Here is a 25,490-nt window from a genome sequence, read left to right as displayed (position 1 = left end):
ACCATCCTCACTCCGCCGCCTCCAACCGCGGCGCGACGCCATGGAGCGCCGCCGGCTTCGGGCCGCCGGTGGCCCAGTCCAGCAGCTCCACCGTGTGCACGATCGGGATGCCGGTGCCCTTCCCGATCTGCGTGGCGCAGCCGATATTGCCCGTGGCGATCACGTCGGGGCGGATGCGCTCGATATTGGCGACCTTGCGGGCGCGCAGCTTCGCGGCGAGCTCGGGCTGCAGGATGTTGTAGGTCCCGGCCGAGCCGCAGCAGATATGGCCCTCCGGCACATCCTTCACGGTGAAGCCGGCGCGCTTGAGCAGGGTCTTCGGCTCGGTCCGGATGCCCTGGCCGTGCTGCATCGAGCAGGCGGAGTGATAGGCCACCACGAGGTCGCTCTCCACGGTCGCCGCCAGGTCGAGCTGCGCCACGTACTCGGTCACGTCCTTGGCGAGGCTCGAGACCCGCTGCGCCTTCTCGGCGTAGGCCGGGTCGTCGCGGAACATGAAGCCGTAATCCTTGATGGTCGTGCCGCAGCCCGAGGCCGTGACCAGGATCGCGTCGAGGCCCTTGGCGATCTCCGTGTCCCAGGCGTCGATCGCCTGCTTGGCCAGCGCGTGGGACGAGGCCTCCTTGCCCATGTGGTGGGTCAGCGCCCCGCAGCAGCCCTCCTCGGCATGGACTACCTCGATGCCGTGCCGGTTGAGCAGCCGGATCGCCGCGGCGTTGAAGTCCGGCCGCAGCACGCTCTGGGCGCAGCCGCGCAGCAGGGCGACGCGCTTGGCTGCCTGGCCGCCTTGTGGCGCGAAGCGTCCGACCCGGTTGGTCGGCTCACGTCCGGGCAGCTGCGCCGGGGCGAGGTCGAGCATCGCGGCCAGCCGGTTGCCCACTCGCGGCAGCCGTGCCACGAGCCCGCGGAACGGTGCGCCGAGCTTGGCGGCGATCAGGGCCAGCCGGAACCGGTTTGGATAGGGCAGGACCTGCGCCAGCAGGGCACGCAAAAATCGGTCACCCGCGGGCCGCGCAAAGGTCGTCTCGATATGCGCCCGGGCGTGGTCGACGAGATGCATGTAATGCACCCCCGACGGGCAGGTGGTCATGCAGGAGAGGCAGGAGAGGCAGCGGTCGATGTGCTTCACCACCTCCTGCGAGGCCGGCTTGCCGCCCTCCAGCATGTCCTTGATCAGGTAGATGCGCCCGCGCGGGGAATCGAGCTCGTCGCCGAGCAGGAGGTAGGTCGGGCAGGTCGCGGTGCAGAAACCGCAATGCACGCAGGTCCGCAGGATCTTTTCCGACGCCGCCATGGCGGGATCGGCGAGTTGGGCGAGGTTGAAGTTGGTCTGCACGATGCCTTCCTGCCTGCGCTCCCCGGTCTGGAGGGGAGGGGACCCGTCTCACACGCCCGCGTACATCCGGCCCGGGTTCAGCACCCCGGCGGGATCGTGCGCCGTCTTGATCCCGGCGGTGATCCGCATCAGCGGCTCCGCCAGGGGCTGGAACACCGGCACGGCCGCCCGCACGGAATCGGGGGCGCGCACCAGCGTGGCGTGGCCGGCCTGGTCCCGCAACGCGGCGCGCACGATGGCGGCGCCGGCATCGCCGGACGACCCGGTGGCGAGCCAGATGAGGCCGCCGCCCCAATCGTAGAACCAGCGGGCCTCGCGCTGGGCCGCGATCGCCGCCACCAGGGCCGGCCCGTGCGTCGGGGCCGTCGAGATCCGCCACAGGGCCTGGTCGCGGGGCTCGGCCAGGGGGGCGGCATCGCGCACCGACCGCCACAGGGCGGTGCCGGCCTCGCCCTCCAGCAGCTCCGGCGCGCCGAAGCGCTTGAGCAGGCGGCGCAGCTCGCCGGTGCGGTAATCGATCGACTCCGAGAACCCTTCGAGGCGCATCAGCGTCCGGGCCTCGGGGGCGCCGATCCCGGCCGGCAGATGCGCGGCGCCGGTGAGCTCGAAGGGCGAGCCGAGGGCCGCCGCCAGGGCCGCGATGGCGCGGGCATCGTCGAGGCCGGAGAACACCAGGGTGGCGACCCGCTCGCAGGCCGGCAGCACCTTGAAGGTGACTTCGGTGAGCAGCCCGAGGGTGCCGTGGGCGCCGGCCATCAGCTTCACCAGGTCGAGCCCGGTGACGTTCTTCATCACCCGGCCGCCCGACTTGATCGCCTCGCCGCGCCCGTTGACGAAGCGCACGCCGATCAGGCTGTCCCGGGCCGCACCGGCATTGATCCGGCGGGGGCCGGCATTGTTGGTCGCGGCGACCGCGCCCAGGGTCGGTTCACCGCCGGTGCCGTAGATGTTGCGAAAGTCCATCGGCTCGAACGGCAGCATCTGGCCCCGGGAGGCGAGCAGCGCCTCGACCTCGGCAAGCGGCGTGCCGGCCCGGGCGGCCACCACCATCTCGGCGGGCTCGTAGAGCGTCACGCCTGTGAGCTTTTGGGCCGAGAGCGTCGCGGTATCCTGCGCGGGCCGGCCGAGCCCCGCGGCGGTGCCGCCGCCGGCCAGCCGCAGGCGCTCGCCGCGCCCGGACGCCGCCCGCACGATGTCCTCAGCCTCCGCCTCGGTGCCGGGCTCGTAGCCGCCCATCGTCTCCGCCCCGGTTCTTTTTGGACTTGTTCCAGACCCGGTTTCGCCGGAACCGGCGACGGATTCAAGCGGAGGCGGCGTCGCGGGGTTGCAGGTACGCGAAAGTTGAAAATCCGGAAGGCGGCTACTCCGCCGCGATGGTCCGGCCCGGGCGCAGGCGCCCGGCGACCTGCCGGCGCAGGCCGGCGATGTCGAAGATCCAGACCAGCGCCCCGTAGAGCGCCGCCCCGGCCGGAACCAGCACCGCCAGGGCGGCGGCGGGCGGCAGGTGCCGGAACGGTGCCAGCGCCAGCCCCATCGCCCCGCAGGCGAGGGCGGCTGCGCCGATCTGGCCCCAGGGCAGCACGATCCGCTCCGGACCGGTCAGCGCCCGCCAGCCGAGCCAGAGCGCGGCGGCGGCGAGTCCCAGGGTCTGGGCCAGGGCGACGCCCATGCCGCCCATCAGCTCGGGCAGGAGCAGGAGGCCGGCGCCGTTCACCGCGAGCCCGACCAGGGCGGCGGCGATCACCGGCAACGTCCGGCGGCGGATCTGAAAGACCGGGTTGAGGGCGTAGAACATCATCGACAGGCAGAACAGGCCGGGCATCAGCGCGACGCTGTAGCTCTCGAACGGGCCGCGATAGGCATCGGGCACCACCAGCCCCTGGAGCGCCGGCAGCACCGCCCAGAACCCGACCGCGCAGGGTGCCAGCAGGGCGAACACCGTGCCGGCATTCTCGGCGACCTGCGCCTCGGCGGCCGCGCGGCCGTGCTGCTCCTCGGCCTGGACGGCGAACTGGAACAGCAGCAGGTCCAGCGCGGTGCCGAGCGTCATCAGCGACCGCGACGTGACGTCGGCGGCGAGCGCGAAGTAGCCGGCCTCGGCGAAACCGGCATGGCCGGCGATCGCGCCCCGGTTCACGAAGGCGAGGCACTGATAGGCGGTGTTGGCGGCGATCAGCGGCAGGCCGTAGCGGGCGAAGACCCCCCAGGTCGCCCCGAGGCGCGGCCGCTCGAACGGATGTTCGGGATCGCGCAAAGGATGGCGCAGCAGGATCACCGCGGCGAGCTGGCTGAGCCCGGCCGCGGCCAGCACCCAGGCCGGCTGCGGCAGCCACCAAGCGGCCCCGGCCATCATCACGAAGGCCAGGACGTTCTTCACCGCCACGAGGCCGAGATAGAGTTTCCCGTCGAACCGAGCCCGGGCCAGGGCCGCGTGGTAGTCGAACACGCCGATGCCGAGGGCGGCGAGCCCGGTGCCGCACAGGACCGCCTCGCGCCCGGCCGCGCCGCCGCCGAAGCCGAACGCCCCGCACAGGGCGGCGGCAGCGAGCAGCAGCAGGCCGATGCGGAGATAGGCCCGGTCGAGCCCGTGGCGGATCCAGGGCTCGTCGACGCGCACGCGCCCCGAATAGAACCGCGTCGCGGACAGCCGCAGCCACTCGAACAGCACCGTGTTCAGCACGATCGCCCCGGTGGTCGCCAGGGCGAACCGGCCGAAATCGGCCGGCCCGAGCAGCTGGGCGATCAGCAGCCCGAGGACGAAGTTGAGCCCCGCATTGATCACGAAGGCGGCGATCACGGCCATGGACGGCGCCTCATGCGCGGCGAAGTTCTTCGGGCTGCCCCCGGGATGTAGGCTGGGACCCGTAAGACTCTCCTAACAGGGCGGGAACAGGGCGAGGACTGACGGGCCTACAACCCGCGCTCGTAGCGCCAGGCCTCCATCCCGTCTTCATAATAGGCGGGCTGGACGGCGAAGCGGGTGTAGCCCCGGCGCTGATAGAGGCGGATGCCGGCGCCGTTGTCGGCGCGGACTTCGAGGCGCAGGCGGTCGCAGCCATGGGCGCGGGCCTGGGCCTCCGCCGCGTCGAGGAGTTTTCCGCCGAGCCCGAGGCCGCCGCGGTTGGGCGCCACCGCGATCGAGGCGAGGCGGGCGATCCGGCTGCCGCGCCGACGCTCCAGCACGGCCGCGCCGACGAGCACCAGCTCCCGATCCCCGTCCGGCCCCGCGATCAAGGCCGCCAGCACATCCATGCTGGGCGACAGGATCGCGTGGCGGATCGCCCGGCGCTCGGCCCGGTCGGTGGCGAAGGCGGCGTGCTCCAGGGCGACCAGGGCGTCGAGATCGGCGAGGCCGGCCGCGCGGATCACCGGCTCCGGGAGCCCGTCTCCGCGTGGGTCGCGCACGGGCACGCCGACGGGGGCATTCACGGGGGCGCTCACGCCCGGGCCGTCGCGCCGGCGCCCAAGCCGGTTCGGCGCAGGCGGACATATAAATACAAGGACCCGGGCGCGATGGCGACGCGATCGGGCTCGGCTCTCGATCTGTTCGGCCCGGCCATCGTACGCTCGACTGAGGACATCGCTCCGGCGGTCAGATGCCCGCTTCCGGTCCGCTTGGGAAGCCCGCCCGGGCCGGCCGCCCCGCCGGAATGCGCCGTTTTTGCAACGGCGGGGCCGCGGTGCGGATTTGGCGGGGAAATGCGGCTCGATCGGGGGGCAATCCCCTTGTTGTCGGGGGCCATTCTCCGTATATGCGCCGTGCCCAATTTCGCACGTGCCTGTGGCCGCGTGCCGGTTGGTGGGCATCCGGTCAACTGCCGGACAGCCGCCAGGGGTCTTAAAGGATCGATGGTCGCAAGGGTGGATCCCTACGGCCGGCATCCAGGTGGCAACACCGGACCCCGACAACAACCGGCAGCCGGAGGCGAAACCGGCGAACCCCGCTCTCCACGGGGGACGCAGCTTAAAGCAACGACGAACGGGCTTTTTTGGTCTCGTCGGCCCTCCAAAGGCCGGCACCGAAGAGGCTTGTTTCTCTTTGCCCGGCGTGCGGTGGGGGTCCTCCCTTCCAATCCACGGCAGCTTCCGGGTGCTCTGCGCCCGCATGGATCGACGCGTCTCCAAAGCGCTTCGGTCCGCGCGACGCGTCGCCCCCTGACGCCGGCGACCCGTTGGGTCGTCACATCGACAGCGCGCCCGCAGGACGGGCGCCCGCGAACCCGTGCCGGGAGACGACCATGACCGATCGCATCCGTGATTTCCTGCGCGTGCGCCGTGACCTCGGTCAGGACGAGGGGCCCGTGATGGTCCTCGACCTCGATGTCGTGCGCGACAACTACACCGCCTTCGCGCGCTCCCTGCCGGATACCCGCGTGTTCTACGCGGTGAAGGCCAACCCGGCCCCCGAGGTGCTCCGCCTGCTCGCCGAGATGGGCTCCTGCTTCGACACCGCCTCGGTGGCCGAGATGGAGATGGCGCTCGCCGCCGGCGCCACCCCGGACCGGATCTCCTTCGGCAACACCATCAAGAAGGAGCGCTGCATCGGCCGCGCGCTGAAGCTCGGTATCCGCCTGTTCGCGGTGGATTGCCAGGCCGAGGTCGACAAGATCGCCCGGGCCGCCGAGGCCGTGGAGGTCGCGGCTTCCGACGTGCGCGTGTTCTGCCGCATCCTGTGCGACGGCGCCGGCGCCGACTGGCCGCTCTCGCGCAAGTTCGGCTGCGTGCCCGAGATGGCCACCGACGTGCTCGAGCACGCCCACCGGCAGGGGCTCGAGGCCTACGGCATCTCGTTCCATGTCGGATCGCAGCAGGGCAACACCGAGGCCTGGGACGGGGCGCTGGGTTCCGCCGCGGCGATCTTCCGTGAGTGTGCTGAGCGCGGCATCTTCCTGTCGATGGTCAATCTCGGCGGCGGCTTCCCGACCAAGTACCTCAAGGCGGTGCCGGGCGTGGAGAGCTACGGCGAGGCGATCTTCCGCGGCCTGACCAAGCATTTCGGCAACCAGATCCCGGAGACGATCATCGAGCCGGGCCGCGGCATGGTCGGCAATGCCGGCCTGATCGAGGCCGAGGTCGTGCTGGTGTCGAAGAAGTCCGCCGACGCCGACGAGGTGCGCTGGGTCTATCTCGACATCGGCAAGTTCGGCGGCCTGGCCGAGACCATGGACGAGTCGATCCGCTACCCGATCCGCACCACCCGGGACGGGGACCGGACCGAGCCCTGCGTCATCGCCGGGCCGACCTGCGACTCGGTGGACGTGCTCTACGAGCGGCAGCTCTACCCGCTGCCGGTCTCGCTCTCGATCGGCGACAAGGTCCTGATCGAGGGCACGGGCGCCTACACCACGACCTACGCGGCGGTGGCCTTCAACGGCTTCCCGCCCCTCCAGCAGATCGTCATCTGACGTTTTCCAGCTGAGACAGGGTCCGGTTCAGGTGGCAGAGACGGTGCCGTCCTTGCGAGCGGAGCGAAGCAATCCCGTGGCGCCACGCCGACCGAGGTCCGGCTGCCCTGGGTCACTTCGCTTCGCTCGTGATGACGGCCCGGGCGACCCGGCCGGGCACTGACCTTCACCACGGCTTCGACGGAGGGCGCTCGGCTCTCCGTGGAAAAGAACGCTTCTCCCGCTTGTCGGCCCGGGGAGGGCATTGCCATGATCGAGATCCGCGCGGAGCGCATCCATGACGTCCCGGCGCGCGAGCGCCTGCTCGACGCCTGTTTTGCCGGCAACCGACGCGCCAGGACCTCGGAGCGCCTGCGCGAGGGACGTCTGCCCGCCCGCGGCCTCGCCTTCGCGGCGACCCGGCGCGGTCGCCTCGTCGGGACCCTGCGCCTGTGGCACGTCGAGGCCGGCCTCGCCCGCCCGGCGCTGCTGCTCGGGCCACTCGCGGTCGATCCGGAGATCCAGGGCCAGGGGCTCGGCTCGGTGATGATGCAGGCCGCCCTCGGCCGGGCAGAATCGCTGGGCCACGGCGCCGTGCTGCTGGTGGGCGACGCGCCGTACTACACCCGGTTCGGCTTCGATCCTGCGCTGGCAGAGGGCCTTACCCTGCCGGGCCCGTTCGAGCGCGCCCGTTTCCTCGGGCTGGAGCTGCGTTCGGGGGCGCTCGCTGGCGCCGAGGGGATGGTCCGGGCCACGGGCGTCCTCGCTCCGGTCGAGACGGTGTCGGACGAGGCCGCGGTCGCGCGACGACGCGCCGCCTGATCCGTCACGACAGGACCGGTCCCGGTGAGCGTGGGACCGGTCTCAGTGAAGCGTCTCGCCGTTCTCGATCGTCGACGGGGCGGGCGCGACCGTCATCTTCTGCGCGATCTCCTGGCCGACCCGGAACAGGGCCTCCCGCAGGGGCGCCAGCGCCGACTTGCCGCCATCCACCTCGATCAAACCGTGCGCGATCAGCAGGTGGTCGGCCACGAGGTCGAGGGTCGAGGCCGGAACTGTCGAGGGACGCGGCGGCGGCGGCACGAATCGGCCGAGGCCGCCCTGCGCCTCGGTCTCGCTGCCGCCGGGCGCGAGCTCGGTGATCGAGCCGAGGAAGCCCAGGAAGGTCTGATTCGGCGGCCCGTAAGAGGGCACGGCCCCGGCCGCCGCCCAGATCGAGCCGCCCCCGTCGCGGGCCAGCCGAAACCGGACGACGAACTCCGCCTGCGCCTGCGCCGCCTCCTTGATGACCGCCCGCAGCACCGCGCCGTCCTCGGTGTGGAGCCGCTCGAACCAGCCCTGCCCGACGGCGTCCAGACGGTCCTGCCCGGTAAGGCCGTGCCATTCGGAGCTGACATAGGTCAGGGCCCCGGCGGCGTCGGTCATGAAGATCATCGGTTGGCCTCCGGTTGCGGATGGCGGCTCGATCGGCACATTCGCAAATCGGGAGCCCGGGGTGCATCGGCAATCGTGCACGGCGGCGGCCCGTTCCGGATACGCTGACAGGAAAGTCGGAATGCCGCGGGTTCATCCGTCGGCGCCGCAGCCCGAGCATACCGGCGATGCGCCCGGTCGCGGCGGCGTCCACCGCCCTGGCCGCCATCGTGCATTGCGCCCGGCGGCCGCGATCCCGCATAGACGGGGCGCCGGCTTCCCCAGAAGGCTTTTCGACCGATGCAGATCGCCACGCCCTATCTGATGTTCCTGGGCGACGTGCCCGACACGCTGGCGGCCAAGACCGCCTATGGCATCAAGGACTGGCGCCCGGACTGGTGCGTCGGCCAGATGCGGCTCCCCGGCTGCGCCGCCGATCTCGGCATCCCCGACATGACCCTGCCCGAAGCCCTGGCCAAGGGCTGCCGGACCCTGGTGATCGGCGTCGTCAACGCCGGCGGCGTGCTGCCGGACCATTGGGTCAAGGAGATCGTGGCGGCGCTCGAGGCCGGGCTCGACGTGGCGAGCGGCCTGCACGTCAAGCTCGGCGCGGTCCCGGCCATCGCGGAGGCTGCTGCCCGGCGCGGGCGCCAGCTCCACGACGTGCGCCACACCGACGAGCGCTTCCCCACCGGCAAGGGCACCAAGCGCGCGGGCCGGCGCCTGCTCACCGTCGGCACCGATTGCTCGGTCGGCAAGAAGTACACCGTGCTGGCCCTGGAGCGGGGCATGCGCGAGCGCGGCCTCGACGCCGATTTCTGCGCCACCGGCCAGACCGGCGTGTTCATCTCCGGAAGGGGCGTCGCCATCGACGCCGTGGTGGCCGACTTCATCTCCGGCGCCGTCGAGACGATCTCCCCCGAGGCCGCCCCGAATCACTGGGACCTGATCGAGGGCCAGGGCTCGCTGTTCCACCCGTCCTTCGCGGGCGTCAGCCTCGGGCTGCTGCACGGCGCCCAGGCCGATGCCTTCGTGGTCTGCCACGAGCCCACCCGCACCACCATGCGCGGCGTGAAGCACCCACTGCCGACCCTCCAGCAGGTGATCGACCTCACTGTGCAGCTCGGCAGCCTGACCAACCCGGCGATCCGCCCGGTGGGGATTTCCGTGAACACGCAGGCCCTGGGCGAGAGCGAGGCGAAGGCGCTCTTGGACAAACTCGCCGCGGAGCACGGCCTGCCCGCCACCGATCCGGTGCGCTTCGGCGTCGCCGGGCTGGTCGACCGGATCGTTTCCGACTTCCCGGAGGTCTGACATGGCCCGCCGCCTGACCCTTTCGGTGGAGCGCTTCCCGATCGCCGGGGCCTTCACGATCTCCCGGGGCAGCCGCACCGAGATCGCCGTGGTGGTGGCGACGATCACGGACGCGAACGGGGTCGGGCGCGGCGAATGCGTGCCCTATCCGCGCTACGGCGAGAGCGTCGAGAGCGTCGTCGCGTTGATCGAGGGGCAGGCGGATGCCATCGGCGCCGGGATCGGGCGGGACGAGCTCACGGCGCGGATGAAGGCAGGCGCGGCCCGCAACGCCCTCGACTGCGCCCTGTTCGACCTGGAAGCCAAGCTCCAGGGGCGCCGGGCCTGGGAGATCGCCGGGCTGACCGCCCCCGCCCCGGCGGTGACCGCCTACACGCTGAGCCTCGGCACCCCCGAGAGCATGGGCGAGGCCGCCCGGGCGGCGTCCCACCGGCCGCTGCTCAAGGTCAAGCTCGGCGGGGCCGGCGACCCCGAGCGCATCGCCGCCGTGCGGGCGGGCGCGCCGCAAGCGCGGCTGATCGTCGACGCCAACGAAGCGTGGCGGCCGGAGACCGTGGAGGCCAACCTCGCGGCCTGCCTGGAGGCCGGCGTCGCGCTGATCGAGCAGCCGCTGCCGGCCGATGCCGACGCCTTGCTCGCCGAGATCCCGCACCCGGTCCCGGTCTGCGCCGACGAGAGCCTGCACGACCGCGCCGGCCTCGACGTCCTGGCCGGGCGCTACGACGCGATCAACATCAAGCTCGACAAGACCGGCGGCCTCACCGAGGCGGTGCTGCTCGCCCGCGAGGCCCGGGCCCGCGGCCTGTCCGTGATGGTCGGCTGCATGCTCGGCACCTCGCTCGGCATGGCGCCCGCCACGCTGCTGGCCTCCCAAGCCGACTTCGTCGACCTCGACGGCCCGCTGCTCCTCGCCCGCGACCGCGACCCGCCGCTGCGTTACGACGGGAGCATCGTGCACCCGCCGGAGCCGGATTTGTGGGGGTAGGGGAGGCGTGCGGCAGCCAGCGATGGTGGTGAATCGAGGCCGCGTTTAGCCGGCTCTCCTCCGCCTGGCAGCCGTAACCGTCCCGGTTCAGGCCGCCCGGACTGTCGCGAGGAAGCGAAGGACCTCGCCGTTCAGATGCTCGGATTGGTGTGACAACTCGGAGGCCGCCGACAGCACCTGATTGGCGGCCGCCCCCGTCGCTTCCGAGGCGCGCGCGACGCCTGTGATGTTGCTCGTCACTTCGCTGGTGCCGGTGGACGCCTGAGCGACGTTGCGAACGATTTCCTGCGTCGCCGCGCCCTGCTGTTCGACGGCGGCGGCAATCGAGGTCGCCACGCCGTTGATCTCGCGGATGCGCGTGGTGATCGAGCCGATCGCCGCCACCGCTTGACCCGCCACGCCCTGGATCTGGCTGATCTGGCCGCTGATTTCCTCCGTCGCCCGTGCCGTCTGAGTGGCCAGTTCCTTGACCTCGGTGGCGACCACCGCGAAGCCCCGACCGGCCTCGCCGGCGCGCGCCGCCTCGATAGTGGCGTTGAGCGCCAGAAGATTGGTCTGGCTCGCGATGTTGGAGATCAGCCCGACCATGTCGCCGATCCGGGATGAAGCTTGGCTGAGGGCCCGGACGAGCTGCAGGGTCTGGTCCGCCTCTCCGACCGCCGTCTGTGCCAGATCGGATGAGCCCGACACTTGACGCCCGATCTCTTGCACGGACGATCCAAGTTCCTCGGCCGCCGCAGCCACCGTGTTGACGTTGGCCGCGGCTTGTTCGGCGGCGGCCGCAACCGAGCCGGACTGGTTTGCGGTTTCTCCCGCCGTGACCGTCATGGTCTGTGCGGTCGTCTGAAGTTCCGTGGCGGCAGAGGAGACCATGCCGACGATACCGCCGACCGCGTCCTCGAACGCATCAGCCATCTGGCGCATGCCGGCCTTGCGTTGTTCCTCGGCAGAAGCCCGGGCCAGCAACGTTTCCTCTTCCAGTTGACGCGTCCGCACCAGATTTTCCCGAGACGCCTCGACGGCAGCAGCAATGGAACCGATCTCGTTGGTGCGGTCCGTGTAAGGAACCGAGGCGTCGACATCGCCGGAAGCCAAATTCCGCATGCGCAGGATCAGGCGGTCGATCGGTCGCGTCACGCCGACGAGCACATAGACGATGCCGGCAAGCCCAAACGCGAAGGATACGCTGCAGAGCAGGCCGATGATCCAGAGGCCATGCACATAGGTCTCCTCGGATTTGATCTTGGCTTCGTCGCCCCCCGAAACGTTCAAGGCCGTGCTTCGATCGAGCGACTCGATCGAAGCATCGAACGGTTTGCGCGACGCCTGAAAGATCTCGTTCAAGACCCCCTGATCTTTTGCTTGCGCAGCAGACATGATCCGCGATCGGAATTTCAGATAGGCGTTCCAGTTCTGCTGATAGGCCATCCAGGCGGCTCGTTCTTCCGGGCTCGCGATCAGCGGTTCATAGCGGGTTGCGACGGCTTCGACGTCCTTGAGGCGGCGCGCCGACACCGAGTCCAGTTCAGGAACGGGTTCGATTGCCGTCACGTATCGGGCATCGACGAGCCGGAGGCGTGTCACTTTGTATTTCAGCTCGCCAAGGGCTTGCACGCTGGGCATCCAGTTATCGGATAGATCTCGAGCATTGGCGTTGACGGCGCGCAACTGCAGTGCGCTCATGGCGCCTTGAACGAGAAAGCCGATCGCGAGCAGTCCGATCAGACATCTCAGAACGAACGATATCTTCATGCTCATCACCAGATCCCAGTTAAGAGGGGCGTACAAACACGCGATAAATTGACAGTTAAATCGCGAGCATAAATTTTGTAACGCGGTGGGCGGGGCCGGATCTGCGATCTGCTGAGCCCTGTGTTGCCACGATCTGCCCGACGAAGTGTCTGCTTAACCGCTTGAATTAAGAACCAATACAACTAAATATATTGGTTATAGACTCAAACGACCGTGATTTGTTGACTTCAGTGATATGAATATGGTCGATGGTATATCGATGGCGAGGACGACAGCTTATTCCGCCAGCTCCAAGAAATGCCGCCCCTGGCGATCGTCGATCTCGACGATCCAGAGATCGAAGTCGAACCGGATTTCCTTGGTCAGCCGCTCCTCGACGTCGAGCGGGGTGCCGCCCGTGACCAGGGCGGCAAAGCGGCGGTCGCCGCTGTCCTCGGCCTCGAACAGAGCCTGGGGGGCGGGGCCGTAGAGATCGGCGGTGCCGTCGAGGCGGTCGACCTTCACGAAGATCGCGCCGGCCTCCGGCGAGCCGCGTCGGCGCAGCACAGCCGGGATGCCCTCGACCCCGAGGCGGCGCAGGTGGGCCGAGACCCAGAAATCGGAGCGCAGGCGCATGCGTGTCGGGCCTCCCGGAAGCGGGACGCTGCCGGTCGCGACCAACTAAAGTCGTTCCCGATCGCGTTGCAATCGGGAACGACTTTAGGCTCTTGATGTGACGCGCTCGCTGACGCCGAACCGGCATCCACCTCGGCGGCGCGCGCTCTAACCTTGGCCGGCGCGGGACGTCAGCGCGCGCAGGGTCCGGCCCGCGGCCTCGCCGGTCACCGGCAGCTTGGCGCTGCGCTCGAATTTCTCGATCGCCGCCCGCGTCCCCGGCCCCATGGCACCGTCGGGCTTGACCGGATAGCCGAGCTTCGACAACGCCTTCTGCGCCCGCAGCACCGGATCGGCTTGCGTCTCGGGCTTGGCCGTCTTCGCGGCCTCCTTGGGCGCGTCCTTCTGCACCGGCTTGGCGGTCGTCCGGGCCGCCACGGCCCGGGGCGTCACCGAGGCGGTGGTCTCGTCGGAGCGGATCAGGTCGGCGATCGGGTCCCGGGCGGCCTGCTTGGCGGGGGCGGCGGCCCGGTCGGGCTGCGTCGGCTCCTTGACGACATCCCGGATCGCCTCCTTCGCGGCCGCTGCCGGTTCGCGGGGGGCGGGGGCCTTCTGGGTCGCGACCTTGGGCAGGATCGGGGCCGGATGGCGCCCGGATTGATGGCCCAGCGCGTTGAAGCAGATGAAGCCCGCCGCGCCCACGGCCACGACGCTGCTCAGCACTGTGCCCGGGCTGTTCCGGCACGAGGCGCCTGTCGCCTTCACCGCACCGACCAGCACGCCGCGCCAATCGCTCGGGGCGGCGGCGTGGCGCGGCGCCGGGCGGCGGACGGCGCGTGCCTCGCCCGGGACGGTGATCTCGCGGTAGCCTGACATCGTGTCTCCTTCTCGCGGATCGCTGGCTCAGCCGGCCCGGCGCAGGGTCGGCTCCGAGGCGGCGGGCTCGGCGTCGAACAGGCCGAGGGGCAGGCGCACCACCGACCGGCGCGGGGCGGCTGCACCCCGCACGGCCGTGCGGATCGGGGCAGGGCCGGCGGCGGCCGCCGGATCCCGGCAGATCAGGGGCAGCGTCACGGTCACGACGGTGCCGGCCTGGGGGGCGCTCTCGATCAGCATCGCGCCGCCATGCAGGCCGACGAGGCCCTGCACCACCGAGAGGCCGAGGCCGGTCCCCTCGTGCTGGCGCTTGTAGCCGCCGCTCCCGGCCTGGAAGAACGGCGTGCCGAGCTTGGGCAGATCGCCCTCGCCGACGCCGACGCCGGTATCGGCCACAACGATGTCCAGCCCGTCCGGGCCGTGGCGCAGGGACAGGTCGACCCGGCCGCCCCGCGGGGTGAACTTCACCGCGTTCGAGATCAGGTTGATCAGCACTTGGCGGCACGCGCTCGGATCGGCCGTGATCTCGATCGGGCCCGGCACGGAGGCCGCCAGGGTCACACCCGCGGTCTCGGCCTTGAGGCGCATCAGGTCGCAGCAGGTCTGCACCAGCGCGGCGGCGTCGAACGTCTCCGGCGCATAGTCGAAGTTGCCGCTCTGGATCCGGCTCATGTCGAGCAGCGTGTTGACGACGCCGAGGAGGTGGTGGCCGGACGAGCCGATGATCCCGGCATATTCCCGCGCCTGGTCCGGGCTGAGGCTGATCGCGCCTTCGCCGGCCAGAACCTCGGAGAAGCCGATGATCGCGTTGAGCGGCGTGCGCAGTTCGTGGGTGACGTTGGCCAGGAAGCGCCCCTTGATCGCGTCGGCGCGCTCGGCCTCGGCGCGGGCGCGCTCCAGCTCCTCGGCGTGCCGGTGATGCTCGGTCATGTCGCGGGTCACGGCGACGACGGTCATGGCCGCGTCGTGGGGACCGTGTGCGATCCGGTGGGCGCGCATCTCGGCATGGATCAGGGTGGCGCCGTCGGGCCGGCCGGCGGCGGGCTCGACATGCAGCCGCAGCGGCAGGGTGGCGGGCTGTCCGGTCGCCGCGACATCGCTCACCGCCTTGAGGAAGGCCGGCCGGTCGGCGACGTGGACCCGCTCCAGCAGGCCGTGGCCGCGCAGCCGCGCCGCGTCGCTGCCGACCAGCCGGCTCGCCGACATCGAAGCCTCCAGCACGCGGCCGTTGCGGTCGTGCCAGGTCACAAGGTCGTCGATCGCCGAGAGCAGCAGGCGGTCGCGGGCTTCGTTGTCGCGCAGCCGCTCGCGCCAGGCGCCCTCGTTGCGCATGTGCTCCAGGGCCTGGGCGGCGACGTGGCCGATCGCGGTGATCGCGAAGACCGGCAGGGCGACGCCGGCGGAGATGTCCATCACCGGCAGGGTGCCGGGCCAGGAGCCGAGGGAGACGACGCCCAGCACGCCGAGCACCGCCAGGAAAGCCGCGGCGGCCGTGGCGCGCATCGAGCCGGAGACTAGGGCCTCCAGGGGGATCGCCACCAGCCAGACCGCCGCCGGGGAGGTCGCCCCGCCGGTGAGGCCGGCGAGGCAGACCACGAGCCCGGTCAGGCCCGCCGACGAGACCGCATGCGCCACCCAGAGGGAACCGGTGCGGGCGAGCAGCACCGCGGCCAGAACCGGCAGCAGCAGGCTCGCGATCGCCAGAACCTCGATGCCCGACGGGACCCCGCGCCAGAGCAGGTAGGGCGGCAGCGCCGCCATCATCACCATGCCGGTGGCGAGGCGGGACACCAGGAAGCGCTCGTGCCGGAACCGAACGCTCGCATCATCGGCCACGGATTCGTGGACCAGACCCGCGAGACGGTCGTCGAGCAGAGACGTCAGGGCTTTTTTAACAGGCAAGGCTCACACGCGCCGCGGTGAATGCCAATCGACATGTCCCGCGCCTCCGGCTCGACTTCAAAACGACTACCGGACAGTCGCAGGGGCGGCTTAAACGAGTGTTGCGAGACTTGGCCGAATGCGCGGGATGCTTTCCGTAAGGTAACCAGCGGCCAGCGCGGGCGCTTCGTTCACCATGGCGCGCGAAAACCCGACGCGGTTGAGGTGGAGTTCACGAAACCGGGCGGATTTTCGGGATCGAGACCCGCGAAGGAGCCCGTCCGATGACCTTCCTGCTGCGCGCCGCGCTGGTGATCGGTGCGCTCTCGTACTTGGCGCTGCTGCGCAACGGCGCCGATCCGGCCGCGGAGACCCGCAAGCTCACGGGATCGGTGGCTGCGGGCGCCAAGGCGACGCTGCCGGCCGCCCTCGAAGCGGTTCCTGCCGAGACCCGCGATCGGGCCGTGCGCGCCGTCCTGGCCCGGGGCCTGATGGCGGAGCTGAGCCGCCGCGCCGGCGCAGACGAGCCGGAGCCCGCCTCGAACGACACGCTGGAAGCCTCCGACCGGCAGCCCGCCTGGCGCGGTCCTGCGGAGCCGCGCTGATCCGCCAGAAAACCATGGGTTTCCAAAGGGCTCAGCCCTTTGGCAAGGGTTCGGGGGCAGAGCCCCTGAGTACCAGGGCTCCGCCCTTCACCCGCAAAAGGGCTGAGCCCTTTTGGATCCTCTGATTTTCGTGCCTCAGCCGGCTTCGCCGCTGGTCGCCCGGAAGGGGCGCATCGGCAGGGGCGGGCGCTGGGCGCCGGCGCGCTCGGGACCCTGGCGCAGCTTGGCCTCCGGGCCGTGCAGCGGCTGGTGGGCCTCGCTCCGGCCGCGCTCGGCCAGGGGCGTGTCGAGGATCGCCGCGATCAGGTCGCGGGAGGCCGGGCGGCTCACGGTCCGGAACAGGCGCACCAGACCGGCCACCCGCTCGGCGGAGCGCGCCACGCCCTGGTTCAGCGTGAGGAAGATGTAGACCGCCTCCTCCTCGTGCAGGCCGGCGGCGCGCAGGCCCAGCGTCAGCAGGTCGTAGCGCGCGCCCGGATCGTCCACCACGGTGAGGAAGTCGTGCGCGACGCCGAGGCCGTCGGCCAGGGCGGCGATGAAGGTCGGGACGTCCTGCGAGGCCGAGAGACTAGTCAGGGTCTCGCCGAGGCCGCGCGGCGGGGGCGGGCAGGGGCGCAGGGCCGCGGTCGCCTCGACGGTCCGGCCGATCACCTCGCGGCGGATCGGGTCGGCGTGCAGGTAGAGGGGCACGAGGTCGGCGGCCGAGACGTCGGGGCGGGCGAGGAGCAGGCGCGCCAGTTCGGCGACGCTGCGGCCGCGGCTCACGAGGCGGGCCAGCGCCGCCCCGCGCAGGGTGATGCCGAGATTGGCTGCGAGCGCCAGGTCGATCTCCAGGCGACCCTCGCGGGAGAGTTCGTCCACCGCCTCGCGGCTCAGCCCGACCCGGGCGGCGATGCGGGCGGCGATGTCGGAGCCGTCGGCCAGCGCGGCCTCGATCAGGCGGTGGCTCAGCACGGGGGCGAGCGTCACCACCGTGTCGCGGACGGCGCCGCCTCGCATGGCGAGCGCCTCCAGGACCGAGGGCGGCGTCTCCGGAAAGGCGGCGAGCTTGGCGGCGACGACCTGGGCGGTCTCGTCGTCCACCCGGGGGATCAGTCCGCAGGCCAGGGACTCGAAGATCTCGATCTCGGCCCGATCCCGGCCGGGCGCCCGAACGAACAGGTCGGTCTGCACCCGGAGGATCACCGGCTTGAGATCGAGATTCTCGATCCGCGCCAGTTCGAGAAGCCCGGACAGGTCCGGCGGAGCGTCGACGGATGGGGGCATGAGGATCGGTTTACGCAAGACTGCAGTAAGCTCACGCTAACCGCATCGACGTGAATCGACCTTTAAGCCGCCCCCATCGCGGCCGTGCCGTCCTGCATCATCCCGGGACTTGCCGGGTTCAGTGCGTCAGCCAGAGGGACAGCGTCAGAACCACCGCGATCGCCACGATCGCGCTCGCGAAGACGGGCGTGATCCAGGGCGTGCGCTGCTGCATGATGCCGGCCGCGGCCTTCTCCGACGGCGCCCGCTCGTTCTGCCGCGCGAGGCGGACTTCCTGCGAGGTCGGCGGCGCCCCTCCGGCTTCCTCGCAGGTGCCGAGCGGCGCGGCCCCGACATCCACATGCGGGACCTTGTCGCCGGTTCGCCCACTGTCGATGTCGCCCTTCAGCTGCGCCGAGGTCGGGTTGTCGGAATCCGGCGGCGGATCGGCCTGCAGGTTCCCGGGGGACGGTGGGGTCTCGGATCGCAGCATCGGTGGAACTCCAGTATTCCTGGGTCAACGCTCGATCCTGGCCGCCGGCTGTGCCCATGGTGTCGCGGATCTCAAGTCTCCGCGGGCCCTCGCTTCAGCAAAGGACGCGTGAGGATCTGCCCATCCGCGGTGAATCCGGCCGCGGCGGCGAAGGCGTGCAGCGCGTCCTGCCCGGGGCCGATCGTCAGGACCAGCCGCTCGCAGCCGGCCTGCCGGGCCGCCCGCGCCGCCGCCTTCAGCAAGACCCGGCCGATGCCCCGGCGCCGGGATTCCGCCGCGACGACGAGGGTGGTGATCAGGCCCAGGGCCTTGGCGGACTCGAGGGTGCGCATAGGCGCGAGCGCGATCAGCCCGCTCGGCGGCCCCCATTCCACCGCGACCAAGGCCGTGCCGCCGCTGCCCTGGAGGGCGTCGAGCCGGGCGGCGAGATCCGCCGCCGCGACCGCGATGCCGGCCTCAGCCAGCAGGTCCGCGAGACCCGGAGCGTCGGGACCCGCGGCGGCGCGGATCTCCAGCCCGTAGCGATTGCCCAATCCCTGCTCCCGTCCCCTGCTGCCGGGCGTTCAACGCAGGTCCGCGCAAATCAGTCGCGTCCGATCGGTCCGCGTCAGACCCGCCGCCAGCCCGGCTGCGACGGGTCGACCAGCGCATAGTTCACCGGCGCCACCCCGCAGATCGCGATCACGGCCGGCTCGCTGCCGTCGCGGACCACGCCGTCATAATGCGGCGTGCCCGCCACGCGGCGGACGAAGCTGCCGGCCTTCACGGGGACGCAGGCCGCGGGGTCGAAATCCGGTCCGCTGTTGCACCACCACGTGCCGGACAGGATCATGCAGAACCGGTCCGTCGTATAGGTGTGCGGCGCGCTCATGTAGCCCGGCCACCAGCGGATCAAAGTATAGTAGAGGCCGGTGCCGTTGATGTCCCCGGTGAGCGCGCAACGGTCGGCGCTGCGCTCGGGATAGCCCTTCGTCGGCATCCACGGGAGCGCGTCCGGCGACAGGATGATGGTCTGCGCGGGGTTGAGCGGGCTGGCCGGCGCGGCCTCGGCCAGAAGGAGCGGAAGGGCTCCGAACAGCGAGGCCGCCAGTAGGTCTCGGCGGCTCGCTTCCGCGCCGGGTCGCGTGTCCGTCATCGCGCGTTCCATCCCTCGGGTCGGCGGCTCGTGGCGTCCGCGCTCGCGGCGTCACCGTTCCACCTTTCCGCCGGGGCCTGAAGGCCTGCGGCTTTCCGGTTGGGCCGTGCTGTCATGGCGCCGGCGGCATCGGGCGCGGAACGGGTGCGGCGCTGAAAGCTTAGCTCGGCAATCGATAAGGTCGACGGGAGTGCGCAGCATGACGAGCCGGGTGCCGGACCGGACCGAGGACGGGCAGGGCGGTGATGCGCCGACGGATGGCGGGCGGTCGACAGTGCCCGGTCGTCAGCCCGAGGCCGACAAGCCTGAGAAGAGCGAGGCCGAAAAAGCCGAGACGGAGCGGGAAGCGGGGGACGTCGCCGACGATCTCGCCGATTTCGCCTGATCGGTCTCGACAGCGCTGCGCGGGGCCTGCCGCCCGAGCGAGACCCGGATGCGGATAGGGTTCGGGCGGCACGCTTGAACCTGTGCCGCCCGGAACCATCGGCCGGATCGAGGCCCCGGTATGGGGGCGCTCAAGATCAGACCGCTTGCGTGATCAGGCCGTTTCCTTGGCCTTGCGCGGACGGGTCGCCTTCTTCGGCTTCTCGGCCGGCTCTTCCTCGGGCTCCGGCGCCGGGGCGGCGGCCGACTTGCGGCGCTGCTGGCCGAGGCCGAGGCTGCGGGCGAGCTCGGAACGCTGGGCCGAGTAGCTGGCCGCCGTCGAGGGATAGTCGCGGGGCAGGCCGAAACGCTCGCGATACTGCTCGATGGTCAGGCCGTTGCGCGACAGGTGGCGCTTCAGGGTCTTGTAGGGCTTGCCGTCGATGAACGAGACCAGCGCATCCGGGGTCACCGACTTGCGGATCTGGGCCGGCGTCGGCTTGTCGGCCGTCTCGGTGACGGCAGCCGCGGGCGCGGAGAGCTTCGCCAGAGCCGCGTGAACGCCGGCCAGGAGCGCGGGCAATTCGCTGATCGGGACGGAATTGTTCGAGACATACGCGGACACGATGTCCGACGCCTGCTCGATAAAGGTCTGCTGCTGATCTGTGGCGATGTCGTCCATCAATGACTCCCTTTATCCGACGGTGGGGCACGGTTCTATGGTCTGTGCAACAAAATCAAGTCGTCGTCGAGATTTTCTTTGCACAACGCGTCGGCCATGAACACGCATATTACTCAAGCCGTCGGTGCAGCTGCAATCGTCGCCCGAGCAAACCGACAGCGGCGCGCGGGACTTGAACGGGATCGGGTCCTTGCGGACCGCCTCTGTTACGCCTTTGGCCACAGCCAATCCGGCTGCTTCGTCTGCGAAAAGCCCTGACCGGTCTCGCAACGGACCGGAAACACGTCGCGTCAGGCGGTATCCGCCGCGTGGGATTGTAGACTGCACGCACGACGACGCTGTCGGCGGGACGAGATCTGGGGAAATCGACGTGGACCAATCATCGGAGCAGGGCACGGTTTTCGGAGCCCACATCCCGTTCGTGAACCATTGCGGGATCGAGGCCCTGGACGTGCAGGAGGGTCGCACCCGGCTGCGCCTCGTCCTGCGGCCGGAACACGCCAACAATATCGGGATCGCGCATGGCGGCGTGATCTGCACCCTGCTCGATGTCGCCCTCGGCACGGCCGCCCGCCTCAAGGCCGGGCGGCCGGTGGTGACCCTCGACATGCAGACCCGGTTCCTCGCCCCGGGGCGGGGAATCCTCATCGCCGAGGGCCGCGTCACCCGGGCCGGGCGCTCGGTGATCTTCTGCGAGGCCGAGATCCGCGACGCGGAGGGCGCGCTAGTGGCGAGCGCCACCGGCCTGCTCAAGCCCGTGCGCGAGAGCGCCCTGGGCTGACGCGCGGTCGGTTCGGCGAGCGCCTGCGCCGAACCGAGGCCGGGGAGCCGGCCTACGCGGTCTTCAGGTGATCGAGTTCGGTCAGGCCGCTGCCGCCATCGGCATAGGCCGCCTTGAAGCTCGCCCGCGCCTGCCAGCGCCGCCACAGGGCGTCGAGCTGCTCGAACCGTTCGTCGAGCGGGGTGGCGCAGACCGGAAATTTCGAGAACGCGATCGCCGTGCAGAGCGTGATGTCGGCAAATGTCGGTTCATCGCCGCCGAGCATCCACGAGCGGCCGTCCGCGAGATGGCGGTCGACCAGGGCGGCGTGGCCCAGCGCTTCCTTGCGGCAATGCTCGCCCCATTGCGGGTTGTGCGTCAGCTCGAGCTTCGGCCCAAGGCCCTGGTTCAGCACGTGGAACATCGTGGTGATGCGATAGAGGATGTGCACCCAGATCCGGTTGTCCCACATCGTGTCGAGCCCCTGCTCCAGGGGCGTGTCGCCGGTGATGCGGCGCCCCGGATGGGCCGCGTCGAGGTAGCGCACGATCGCGGCCGTCTCGGACAGCACGGTCCCGTCAGCGAGCAGGAGGGTCGGCGTCTCGCCCCAGGGGTTCATCTTGAGATGGCGCCATTGCCGCTGCTCGCCCCCCGGCGCCATGTCGTAGACCACCTCGTCGAACAGGTGGGCGATGCCCTTCTCGTGCGCGAACAGGCGCAGGCGCTGCGGGTTCGGGAAGGCGGAGGGGGAGGTGAAGAGGCGGAGCGTTTCGGCCATGGGCTCGGGCTGTCCTGACGATTCGAGCGGGCGCCGCACCGGCGCGTGACCGGGCGATCTAGAGCGCGCGCCGCCGAAGGGGGCATCGGTTCGGCGTCGGCGCGCGCGGCAAGCCGAATTGATGCGCGCCGATTGACGCCCCATCGGCACAGTGGGAAAGCCTAGCGTATGACGATGCCGGACGACGCCCGCGCGGCGCTGACTGCCCCCCAGTCCGAGGCCGACGTGACGGCCATGAAATCCGAGGCCGCGGCCTGGTTCGCGACCCTGCGCGACCGAATCCTCGCGGCCTTCGAGACCCTGGAGGCTGAGGCCGAGGGGCCGTTCCACCCGGATGCCCCCGCAGGGCCCGGGACCTTCGTAAAGACCCCCTGGGACCGCACCGACCATACCGGCCAGCCCGGCGGTGGCGGCGTCATGGCGATGCTGAAGGGCCGGGTGTTCGAGAAGGCCGGCGTGCACATCTCCACCGTCCACGGCGAGTTCGCCCCGGAATTCCGCGCCCAGATGCCCGGGGCCGCCGAGGATCCGCGCTTCTTCGCCACCGGCATCTCGCTGATCGCCCATCCGTGGAACCCACATGTGCCGACGGTGCACATGAACACCCGGTTCGTCGTGACCACGAAGGCGTGGTTCGGCGGCGGCGCCGACCTCACCCCCGTGCTGGTGCGCCGGCGCAACCAGGAGGACCCGGACAGCCGGCACTTCCACGCCTGCCTGGAGCGCGCCTGCGCGGCCCACGGGGTCGACCATGCCCGCTACAAGGCGTGGTGCGACGAATACTTCCACCTCAAGCACCGGAACGAGCCCCGCGGCATCGGCGGCATCTTTTATGATTATCGCTGGACCGGAGATCCGCAGGCGGACCTGGCCTTCACGCGCGATGTCGGCGGCGCCTTCCTGGAGGCCTATCCGAAAATCGTCCGCGATAACGTCCGCACCGCCTGGACCGAGGCCGATCGCGAGGAGCAGCAGGTCCGGCGCGGGCGCTACGTCGAGTTCAACCTGCTCTACGATCGCGGCACGATCTTCGGGCTGAAGACCGGCGGCAACGTCGCCTCGATCCTGTCGTCCCTGCCGCCCACCGTGCGCTGGCCGTGAGCGCCGGGCTGCCATCGGCCTATGCGCCGCAGCAGGACGCGGCGCTGAAGGCCATCGCCGCGTGGCGGAAGGACGGCGGATCCCAGGTGTTCCGGCTGTTCGGCTATGCCGGCACCGGCAAAACCACGCTCGCCCGCCGGATCGCCGAGGATGTCGACGGCACAGTGGTGTACGGCGCCTTCACCGGCAAGGCGGCCTCGGTGATGCGCCAGAAGGGCTGCTACGACGCCGCCACGATCCACTCGCTGATCTACCGCACCAAGGAGGCTGAGGAGGGCGGCCCGACCTTCACGCTGAACCGCTCCGGCGCGGCCGCGAAGGCCGACCTGATCATCATCGACGAATGCTCGATGGTCGATTCCGACCTCGGCAACGACCTCCTGTCGTTCGAACGGCCGGTTCTGGTTCTGGGCGACCCGGCGCAGCTGCCGCCGGTGCGCGGCGGCGGCTTCTTCACCGAGGCCGAGCCCGACGTGATGCTCACGGAGGTCCATCGCCAGGCCAAGGACGACCCGATCGTCCGCATGGCCATGACCGTGCGCGAGGGCGGCCGGCTGGAGCTCGGCACCTACGGCCAGAGCCGGATCGTCTCCCGCCGCACCCTCGACCCGGCCGAGGTGCTCGAATGCGACCAGGTCCTGGTCGGCCTCAACAAGACCCGCCGCCTCTACAACAATCGGCTCCGGGAGCTCGCCGGCCATACCGACCCGATGCCGGCGGTGGGCGAGAAGCTGGTGTGCCTGCGCAACGACCGGGTGAAGGGCCTGCTCAACGGCTCGACCTGGACGGTCCAGGCCCTGCGCGCGCCGCCGCGCCCGGACCTGATCCGCCTCGACGTCGTTCCCGAGGACGACCCGGCGCTCCGCCGCCGGGCCACGGACATCAAGGTGCTGCGCGCGATGATCTCGGGCACGGACGAGGAGATCCCGCTGTTCCTGCGCCGGGAGACCGACGAGTTCACCTACGGCTACGCCTTGACCGTCCATAAGGCGCAGGGCTCGCAATGGGACCGGGTGACCCTGTTCGACGAATCCTACGCCTTCCGCGAGCACCGCGCCCGCTGGCTCTACACCGGCCTCACCCGGGCCGCGCAGGCGATCACCATCGTGGTCTGATCGGCGCCCGGCGCCGCGACATCGCTTGTGAAGCGCGGTCGCGCATGCTAGGCACCGCCCGTCTCATCGAGGCACCTTGCGGAGAGGTGGCAGAGCGGTTGAATGCACCGCACTCGAAATGCGGCATGCCTGCAAGGGCATCGGGGGTTCGAATCCCCCCCTCTCCGCCATTCATCATCCACATTATAAATTTGCTTTCTTCGTAGTGATCGTTGCTATGATCGCAGCATAATTCGACGTCCGCAACATCGCAACCATTGAAAAATCAGCGTTTTTTCCCAATTTATACACGATAGATTTCGTAAGGTGTCGCCATCTGACACCGAACGCAGCATCTCGTTCGCAGCCACGACCGTCGATGGGGACGAAGGATCAACGCCGCTCGTAGTTGGGCAGGCTGGTCGGGCCGAATCGCAAATTCTCATGCGATTCGCGCGGCCGCACGTCGATTTTGGGCGGATGCAGAATGTATGTTGGCAAATTGTATCGTTGAAATGAAGACCGCGATGGCCGAACAGGAGGGCGGCGCCTTCGTCTGCAGCAACGTCACGAGCCGGCCGCGGGGCTTCCTGAGCTACGTCACGGTCGTCAACTCGGCCTGGGTACCGGGCAAGCTCGGCATCATCGTCACCGGGGCCTTCCCGTTGCATGTGTGTGTGAATGGAAGCCCGGTTTGGGAGTTTTGCCGGGGCGATTGAGTATTTGAATAACGAAAGTTTGAACCGCTGATGCAAAGGGGACAGTTCGCCCGCAATTGTCCACATCGACGCCCGCAAATCCGACCGAGGTTGGCCCGCACGGTGCGTCAGCTCAAAATTTCCGAGGCGATCGATCTCGTTTACCGGAGCGTCGACCGAAGCGCCGATATTGAGGCCGCCAAGGCCGAGATCATGGATGGCGAGGCCCGATTCGTGGCCGTCTTCAGCCAGTATGCTCCCTGAGCCGCTTCAACTCGGCGGCCAGCACATGCCGACGGACGGCATCCTTCGACGGCGCCCTGTAGGCACCGAATTCCAACGCGAGCGCGCCTGCCGTCATCTGCCGGGCCCGCGTCAACGCCTCCTCGGCGGCGCCCGACGGACGGAGGGGGACGGCCTCCACGGCTTCCAGGCGCTCGACGGCGAACCATTCATCCCCCGCGAGGAAACGCGGGTCGGCAACCGGGGTAACCTTGGGCGGAAGTCGGTGCCTCGCCGTGTCGCCATCCTTGGCTGAACGTGATGACATGGCGCCGTCGGGTCTCCTGGTCGGAGAGATGACGGAAGCACGCGTGGCGTTAAGGACCGGTCACCCGCGCAGGGGCTGGGGGTCGGGGCCGCAATCGCTCAGCCTGTCGATGGCCTCCCTGACCTCGGTCGGGACGGATGCCCTAAAATCGTCCCAAGCCTTCCAGGGCTCTAACTGGAACCCGCTAAAGACGCCCATCGTATCGATCCATTCCAGCAGCCTCGAGTCCGCCCTTTCCCGAAACTCAGCGATCCATTCGCTCGCCTTCTCCCTCCCGGCCGCGGCCGCTACCGGATCCACCGTCTGTGTTTCGGCGTGTAACTTTGGTTCATCCGCACTTTCGGTGCTGGCGAGCCTCCGTACGGCCAAGCTCTACGGGTCGATCTCAGGCGGTATGGAGGACGCGCTGGCGCAGAAGATCGAACTTCGCGCGGCCGTACATGCTCCGCTT

General features: G+C 70.1%; 28 protein-coding genes and 1 tRNA gene. 13 read left to right on the top strand and 16 right to left on the bottom strand.

From position 1 onward, the window contains the following. Nucleotides 1-7: 7 nt before the first annotated feature. The 4 genes from glcF to MKK67_RS29265 form a co-directional block, all read right to left on the bottom strand. Complete coding sequence (gene glcF / locus MKK67_RS29280) at nucleotides 8-1,336, bottom strand: glycolate oxidase subunit GlcF (RefSeq protein WP_243972193.1); 1,329 nt, start codon at nucleotides 1,334-1,336, stop codon at nucleotides 8-10. Nucleotides 1,337-1,384: 48 nt separating this feature from the next. After that, entirely contained in the window at nucleotides 1,385-2,572 is a 1,188-nt protein-coding gene (locus MKK67_RS29275; protein WP_243972191.1) for an FAD-binding protein, read from the bottom strand. Between the two features lie 124 nt (nucleotides 2,573-2,696). After that, on the bottom strand, nucleotides 2,697-4,139 hold the full coding sequence (locus MKK67_RS29270) for a lipopolysaccharide biosynthesis protein (protein ID WP_243972190.1): 1,443 nt from the start codon (nucleotides 4,137-4,139) through the stop codon (nucleotides 2,697-2,699). A 107-nt stretch (nucleotides 4,140-4,246) separates the two neighbouring features. Beyond that, nucleotides 4,247-4,741, bottom strand: coding sequence for a GNAT family N-acetyltransferase (locus tag MKK67_RS29265; protein WP_243972233.1), 495 nt, complete (start codon nucleotides 4,739-4,741; stop codon nucleotides 4,247-4,249). Nucleotides 4,742-5,574: 833 nt separating this feature from the next. Between MKK67_RS29265 and MKK67_RS29260 the strand changes: the two genes are divergently transcribed. Continuing rightward, on the top strand, nucleotides 5,575-6,741 hold the full coding sequence (locus MKK67_RS29260; protein WP_243972188.1) for a type III PLP-dependent enzyme: 1,167 nt from the start codon (nucleotides 5,575-5,577) through the stop codon (nucleotides 6,739-6,741). Nucleotides 6,742-6,990: 249 nt separating this feature from the next. After that, a complete protein-coding gene (locus MKK67_RS29255; RefSeq protein WP_243972186.1) occupies nucleotides 6,991-7,542 on the top strand; it encodes a GNAT family N-acetyltransferase in 552 nt (183 codons plus the stop codon). 42 nt (nucleotides 7,543-7,584) lie between these two features. Here the strand turns inward: MKK67_RS29255 and MKK67_RS29250 are convergent, their stop codons facing one another. After that, the gene (locus MKK67_RS29250) at nucleotides 7,585-8,154 is read right to left on the bottom strand and encodes a PAS domain-containing protein (RefSeq protein WP_243972183.1); all 570 of its coding nucleotides are present in this window, start codon (nucleotides 8,152-8,154) and stop codon (nucleotides 7,585-7,587) included. A gap of 279 nt (nucleotides 8,155-8,433) precedes the next feature. Here MKK67_RS29250 and dgcN point away from each other — a divergent pair, with 279 nt between their 5' ends. Both dgcN and dgcA read left to right on the top strand, forming a co-directional pair. Beyond that, nucleotides 8,434-9,447 (top strand): N-acetyltransferase DgcN, encoded by a 1,014-nt coding sequence (dgcN, locus tag MKK67_RS29245; protein WP_243972181.1) that lies wholly within the window; start codon nucleotides 8,434-8,436, stop codon nucleotides 9,445-9,447. Nucleotide 9,448: 1 nt separating this feature from the next. After that, on the top strand, nucleotides 9,449-10,432 hold the full coding sequence (dgcA, locus tag MKK67_RS29240; protein ID WP_243972179.1) for an N-acetyl-D-Glu racemase DgcA: 984 nt from the start codon (nucleotides 9,449-9,451) through the stop codon (nucleotides 10,430-10,432). Nucleotides 10,433-10,519: 87 nt separating this feature from the next. Here dgcA and MKK67_RS29235 read toward each other — a convergent pair whose 3' ends face one another. The 4 genes from MKK67_RS29235 to MKK67_RS29220 form a co-directional block, all read right to left on the bottom strand. Beyond that, the gene (locus MKK67_RS29235; protein WP_243972177.1) at nucleotides 10,520-12,190 is read right to left on the bottom strand and encodes a methyl-accepting chemotaxis protein; all 1,671 of its coding nucleotides are present in this window, start codon (nucleotides 12,188-12,190) and stop codon (nucleotides 10,520-10,522) included. 270 nt (nucleotides 12,191-12,460) lie between these two features. Then, nucleotides 12,461-12,799, bottom strand: coding sequence for a DUF1491 family protein (locus MKK67_RS29230; protein ID WP_243972175.1), 339 nt, complete (start codon nucleotides 12,797-12,799; stop codon nucleotides 12,461-12,463). Between the two features lie 147 nt (nucleotides 12,800-12,946). Beyond that, nucleotides 12,947-13,654 (bottom strand): peptidoglycan-binding domain-containing protein, encoded by a 708-nt coding sequence (locus MKK67_RS29225; RefSeq protein ID WP_243972173.1) that lies wholly within the window; start codon nucleotides 13,652-13,654, stop codon nucleotides 12,947-12,949. Nucleotides 13,655-13,681: 27 nt separating this feature from the next. Further along, on the bottom strand, nucleotides 13,682-15,556 hold the full coding sequence (locus MKK67_RS29220) for a sensor histidine kinase (RefSeq protein ID WP_243972171.1): 1,875 nt from the start codon (nucleotides 15,554-15,556) through the stop codon (nucleotides 13,682-13,684). Between the two features lie 263 nt (nucleotides 15,557-15,819). Between MKK67_RS29220 and MKK67_RS29215 the strand changes: the two genes are divergently transcribed. Continuing rightward, entirely contained in the window at nucleotides 15,820-16,140 is a 321-nt protein-coding gene (locus MKK67_RS29215) for a hypothetical protein (protein ID WP_243972169.1), read from the top strand. Nucleotides 16,141-16,275: 135 nt separating this feature from the next. Here MKK67_RS29215 and MKK67_RS29210 read toward each other — a convergent pair whose 3' ends face one another. The 4 genes from MKK67_RS29210 to MKK67_RS29195 form a co-directional block, all read right to left on the bottom strand. Continuing rightward, the gene (locus MKK67_RS29210; protein WP_243972167.1) at nucleotides 16,276-17,406 is read right to left on the bottom strand and encodes a DUF2336 domain-containing protein; all 1,131 of its coding nucleotides are present in this window, start codon (nucleotides 17,404-17,406) and stop codon (nucleotides 16,276-16,278) included. 118 nt (nucleotides 17,407-17,524) lie between these two features. Continuing rightward, nucleotides 17,525-17,878: a hypothetical protein gene (locus MKK67_RS29205; RefSeq protein ID WP_243972165.1), complete on the bottom strand. Its 354-nt coding sequence runs from the start codon at nucleotides 17,876-17,878 to the stop codon at nucleotides 17,525-17,527. A 71-nt stretch (nucleotides 17,879-17,949) separates the two neighbouring features. Further along, nucleotides 17,950-18,411 (bottom strand): GNAT family N-acetyltransferase, encoded by a 462-nt coding sequence (locus tag MKK67_RS29200; protein WP_243972163.1) that lies wholly within the window; start codon nucleotides 18,409-18,411, stop codon nucleotides 17,950-17,952. 74 nt (nucleotides 18,412-18,485) lie between these two features. After that, nucleotides 18,486-19,013, bottom strand: a complete 528-nt coding sequence (locus MKK67_RS29195) for a hypothetical protein (protein WP_243972161.1) — start codon at nucleotides 19,011-19,013, stop codon at nucleotides 18,486-18,488. Nucleotides 19,014-19,212: 199 nt separating this feature from the next. Here MKK67_RS29195 and MKK67_RS29190 point away from each other — a divergent pair, with 199 nt between their 5' ends. Beyond that, on the top strand, nucleotides 19,213-19,398 hold the full coding sequence (locus tag MKK67_RS29190; RefSeq protein WP_243972158.1) for a hypothetical protein: 186 nt from the start codon (nucleotides 19,213-19,215) through the stop codon (nucleotides 19,396-19,398). Nucleotides 19,399-19,551: 153 nt separating this feature from the next. Here the strand turns inward: MKK67_RS29190 and MKK67_RS29185 are convergent, their stop codons facing one another. After that, nucleotides 19,552-20,058 carry a MucR family transcriptional regulator gene (locus MKK67_RS29185; RefSeq protein ID WP_243950450.1) on the bottom strand — a complete coding sequence of 169 codons (507 nt, stop codon included), beginning with the start codon at nucleotides 20,056-20,058 and terminating at the stop codon, nucleotides 19,552-19,554. A 370-nt stretch (nucleotides 20,059-20,428) separates the two neighbouring features. Here MKK67_RS29185 and MKK67_RS29180 point away from each other — a divergent pair, with 370 nt between their 5' ends. Then, a complete protein-coding gene (locus MKK67_RS29180) occupies nucleotides 20,429-20,839 on the top strand; it encodes a PaaI family thioesterase (protein WP_243972156.1) in 411 nt (136 codons plus the stop codon). Nucleotides 20,840-20,891: 52 nt separating this feature from the next. Here the strand turns inward: MKK67_RS29180 and MKK67_RS29175 are convergent, their stop codons facing one another. After that, nucleotides 20,892-21,596 carry a glutathione S-transferase family protein gene (locus MKK67_RS29175; protein ID WP_243972154.1) on the bottom strand — a complete coding sequence of 235 codons (705 nt, stop codon included), beginning with the start codon at nucleotides 21,594-21,596 and terminating at the stop codon, nucleotides 20,892-20,894. 168 nt (nucleotides 21,597-21,764) lie between these two features. Here MKK67_RS29175 and hemF point away from each other — a divergent pair, with 168 nt between their 5' ends. The 5 genes from hemF to MKK67_RS29150 all read left to right on the top strand — a co-directional run bounded on the left by hemF (nucleotide 21,765) and on the right by MKK67_RS29150 (nucleotide 24,753). Continuing rightward, on the top strand, nucleotides 21,765-22,697 hold the full coding sequence (gene hemF, locus MKK67_RS29170) for an oxygen-dependent coproporphyrinogen oxidase (protein WP_243972152.1): 933 nt from the start codon (nucleotides 21,765-21,767) through the stop codon (nucleotides 22,695-22,697). Continuing rightward, entirely contained in the window at nucleotides 22,694-23,812 is a 1,119-nt protein-coding gene (locus MKK67_RS29165) for an ATP-dependent RecD-like DNA helicase (RefSeq protein WP_243972151.1), read from the top strand. The genes hemF and MKK67_RS29165 overlap by 4 nt, the downstream gene beginning before the upstream one ends. A gap of 80 nt (nucleotides 23,813-23,892) precedes the next feature. Then, nucleotides 23,893-23,982: transfer RNA gene (locus tag MKK67_RS29160), tRNA-Ser, on the top strand. A 336-nt stretch (nucleotides 23,983-24,318) separates the two neighbouring features. After that, on the top strand, nucleotides 24,319-24,510 hold the full coding sequence (locus MKK67_RS29155) for a hypothetical protein (protein ID WP_243972149.1): 192 nt from the start codon (nucleotides 24,319-24,321) through the stop codon (nucleotides 24,508-24,510). A gap of 90 nt (nucleotides 24,511-24,600) precedes the next feature. Beyond that, nucleotides 24,601-24,753, top strand: coding sequence for a hypothetical protein (locus MKK67_RS29150; RefSeq protein ID WP_243972147.1), 153 nt, complete (start codon nucleotides 24,601-24,603; stop codon nucleotides 24,751-24,753). Here the strand turns inward: MKK67_RS29150 and MKK67_RS29145 are convergent. Beyond that, nucleotides 24,734-25,039 carry a hypothetical protein gene (locus tag MKK67_RS29145; protein ID WP_243972145.1) on the bottom strand — a complete coding sequence of 102 codons (306 nt, stop codon included), beginning with the start codon at nucleotides 25,037-25,039 and terminating at the stop codon, nucleotides 24,734-24,736. The two genes, MKK67_RS29150 and MKK67_RS29145, sit on opposite strands and share 20 nt — an antisense overlap. Nucleotides 25,040-25,148: 109 nt before the next feature. Here MKK67_RS29145 and MKK67_RS29140 point away from each other — a divergent pair. Then, nucleotides 25,149-25,490: hypothetical protein (locus MKK67_RS29140; RefSeq protein WP_243972143.1), on the top strand; the 342-nt coding region annotated here is incomplete at its 3' end.

The organism is Methylobacterium sp. J-072, from assembly GCF_022829425.1.
Taxonomy (GTDB): domain Bacteria; phylum Pseudomonadota; class Alphaproteobacteria; order Rhizobiales; family Beijerinckiaceae; genus Methylobacterium.
Note: the sequence above shows the minus strand (reverse complement) of the source record. Positions and strands in the feature narration are given on the sequence as shown.

Excerpts from the sequence above, each read along its gene's own strand:
- MKK67_RS29275 (WP_243972191.1), bottom strand. The coding sequence starts at position 2,572 with ATGGGCGGCTACGAGCCCGGCACCGAGGCGGAGGCTGAGGACATCGTG.
- MKK67_RS29270 (WP_243972190.1), bottom strand. The coding sequence starts at position 4,139 with ATGGCCGTGATCGCCGCCTTCGTGATCAATGCGGGGCTCAACTTCGTC.
- MKK67_RS29260 (WP_243972188.1), top strand. The coding sequence starts at position 5,575 with ATGACCGATCGCATCCGTGATTTCCTGCGCGTGCGCCGTGACCTCGGT.
- MKK67_RS29255 (WP_243972186.1), top strand. The coding sequence starts at position 6,991 with ATGATCGAGATCCGCGCGGAGCGCATCCATGACGTCCCGGCGCGCGAG.
- MKK67_RS29250 (WP_243972183.1), bottom strand. The coding sequence starts at position 8,154 with ATGATCTTCATGACCGACGCCGCCGGGGCCCTGACCTATGTCAGCTCC.
- dgcN (WP_243972181.1), top strand. The coding sequence starts at position 8,434 with ATGCAGATCGCCACGCCCTATCTGATGTTCCTGGGCGACGTGCCCGAC.
- dgcA (WP_243972179.1), top strand. The coding sequence starts at position 9,449 with ATGGCCCGCCGCCTGACCCTTTCGGTGGAGCGCTTCCCGATCGCCGGG.
- MKK67_RS29235 (WP_243972177.1), bottom strand. The coding sequence starts at position 12,190 with ATGAGCATGAAGATATCGTTCGTTCTGAGATGTCTGATCGGACTGCTC.
- MKK67_RS29230 (WP_243972175.1), bottom strand. The coding sequence starts at position 12,799 with ATGCGCCTGCGCTCCGATTTCTGGGTCTCGGCCCACCTGCGCCGCCTC.
- MKK67_RS29225 (WP_243972173.1), bottom strand. The coding sequence starts at position 13,654 with ATGTCAGGCTACCGCGAGATCACCGTCCCGGGCGAGGCACGCGCCGTC.
- MKK67_RS29215 (WP_243972169.1), top strand. The coding sequence starts at position 15,820 with ATGACCTTCCTGCTGCGCGCCGCGCTGGTGATCGGTGCGCTCTCGTAC.
- MKK67_RS29210 (WP_243972167.1), bottom strand. The coding sequence starts at position 17,406 with ATGCCCCCATCCGTCGACGCTCCGCCGGACCTGTCCGGGCTTCTCGAA.
- MKK67_RS29205 (WP_243972165.1), bottom strand. The coding sequence starts at position 17,878 with ATGCTGCGATCCGAGACCCCACCGTCCCCCGGGAACCTGCAGGCCGAT.
- MKK67_RS29195 (WP_243972161.1), bottom strand. The coding sequence starts at position 19,013 with ATGACGGACACGCGACCCGGCGCGGAAGCGAGCCGCCGAGACCTACTG.
- MKK67_RS29190 (WP_243972158.1), top strand. The coding sequence starts at position 19,213 with ATGACGAGCCGGGTGCCGGACCGGACCGAGGACGGGCAGGGCGGTGAT.
- MKK67_RS29185 (WP_243950450.1), bottom strand. The coding sequence starts at position 20,058 with ATGGACGACATCGCCACAGATCAGCAGCAGACCTTTATCGAGCAGGCG.
- MKK67_RS29175 (WP_243972154.1), bottom strand. The coding sequence starts at position 21,596 with ATGGCCGAAACGCTCCGCCTCTTCACCTCCCCCTCCGCCTTCCCGAAC.
- hemF (WP_243972152.1), top strand. The coding sequence starts at position 21,765 with ATGACGATGCCGGACGACGCCCGCGCGGCGCTGACTGCCCCCCAGTCC.
- MKK67_RS29155 (WP_243972149.1), top strand. The coding sequence starts at position 24,319 with ATGGCCGAACAGGAGGGCGGCGCCTTCGTCTGCAGCAACGTCACGAGC.
- MKK67_RS29145 (WP_243972145.1), bottom strand. The coding sequence starts at position 25,039 with ATGTCATCACGTTCAGCCAAGGATGGCGACACGGCGAGGCACCGACTT.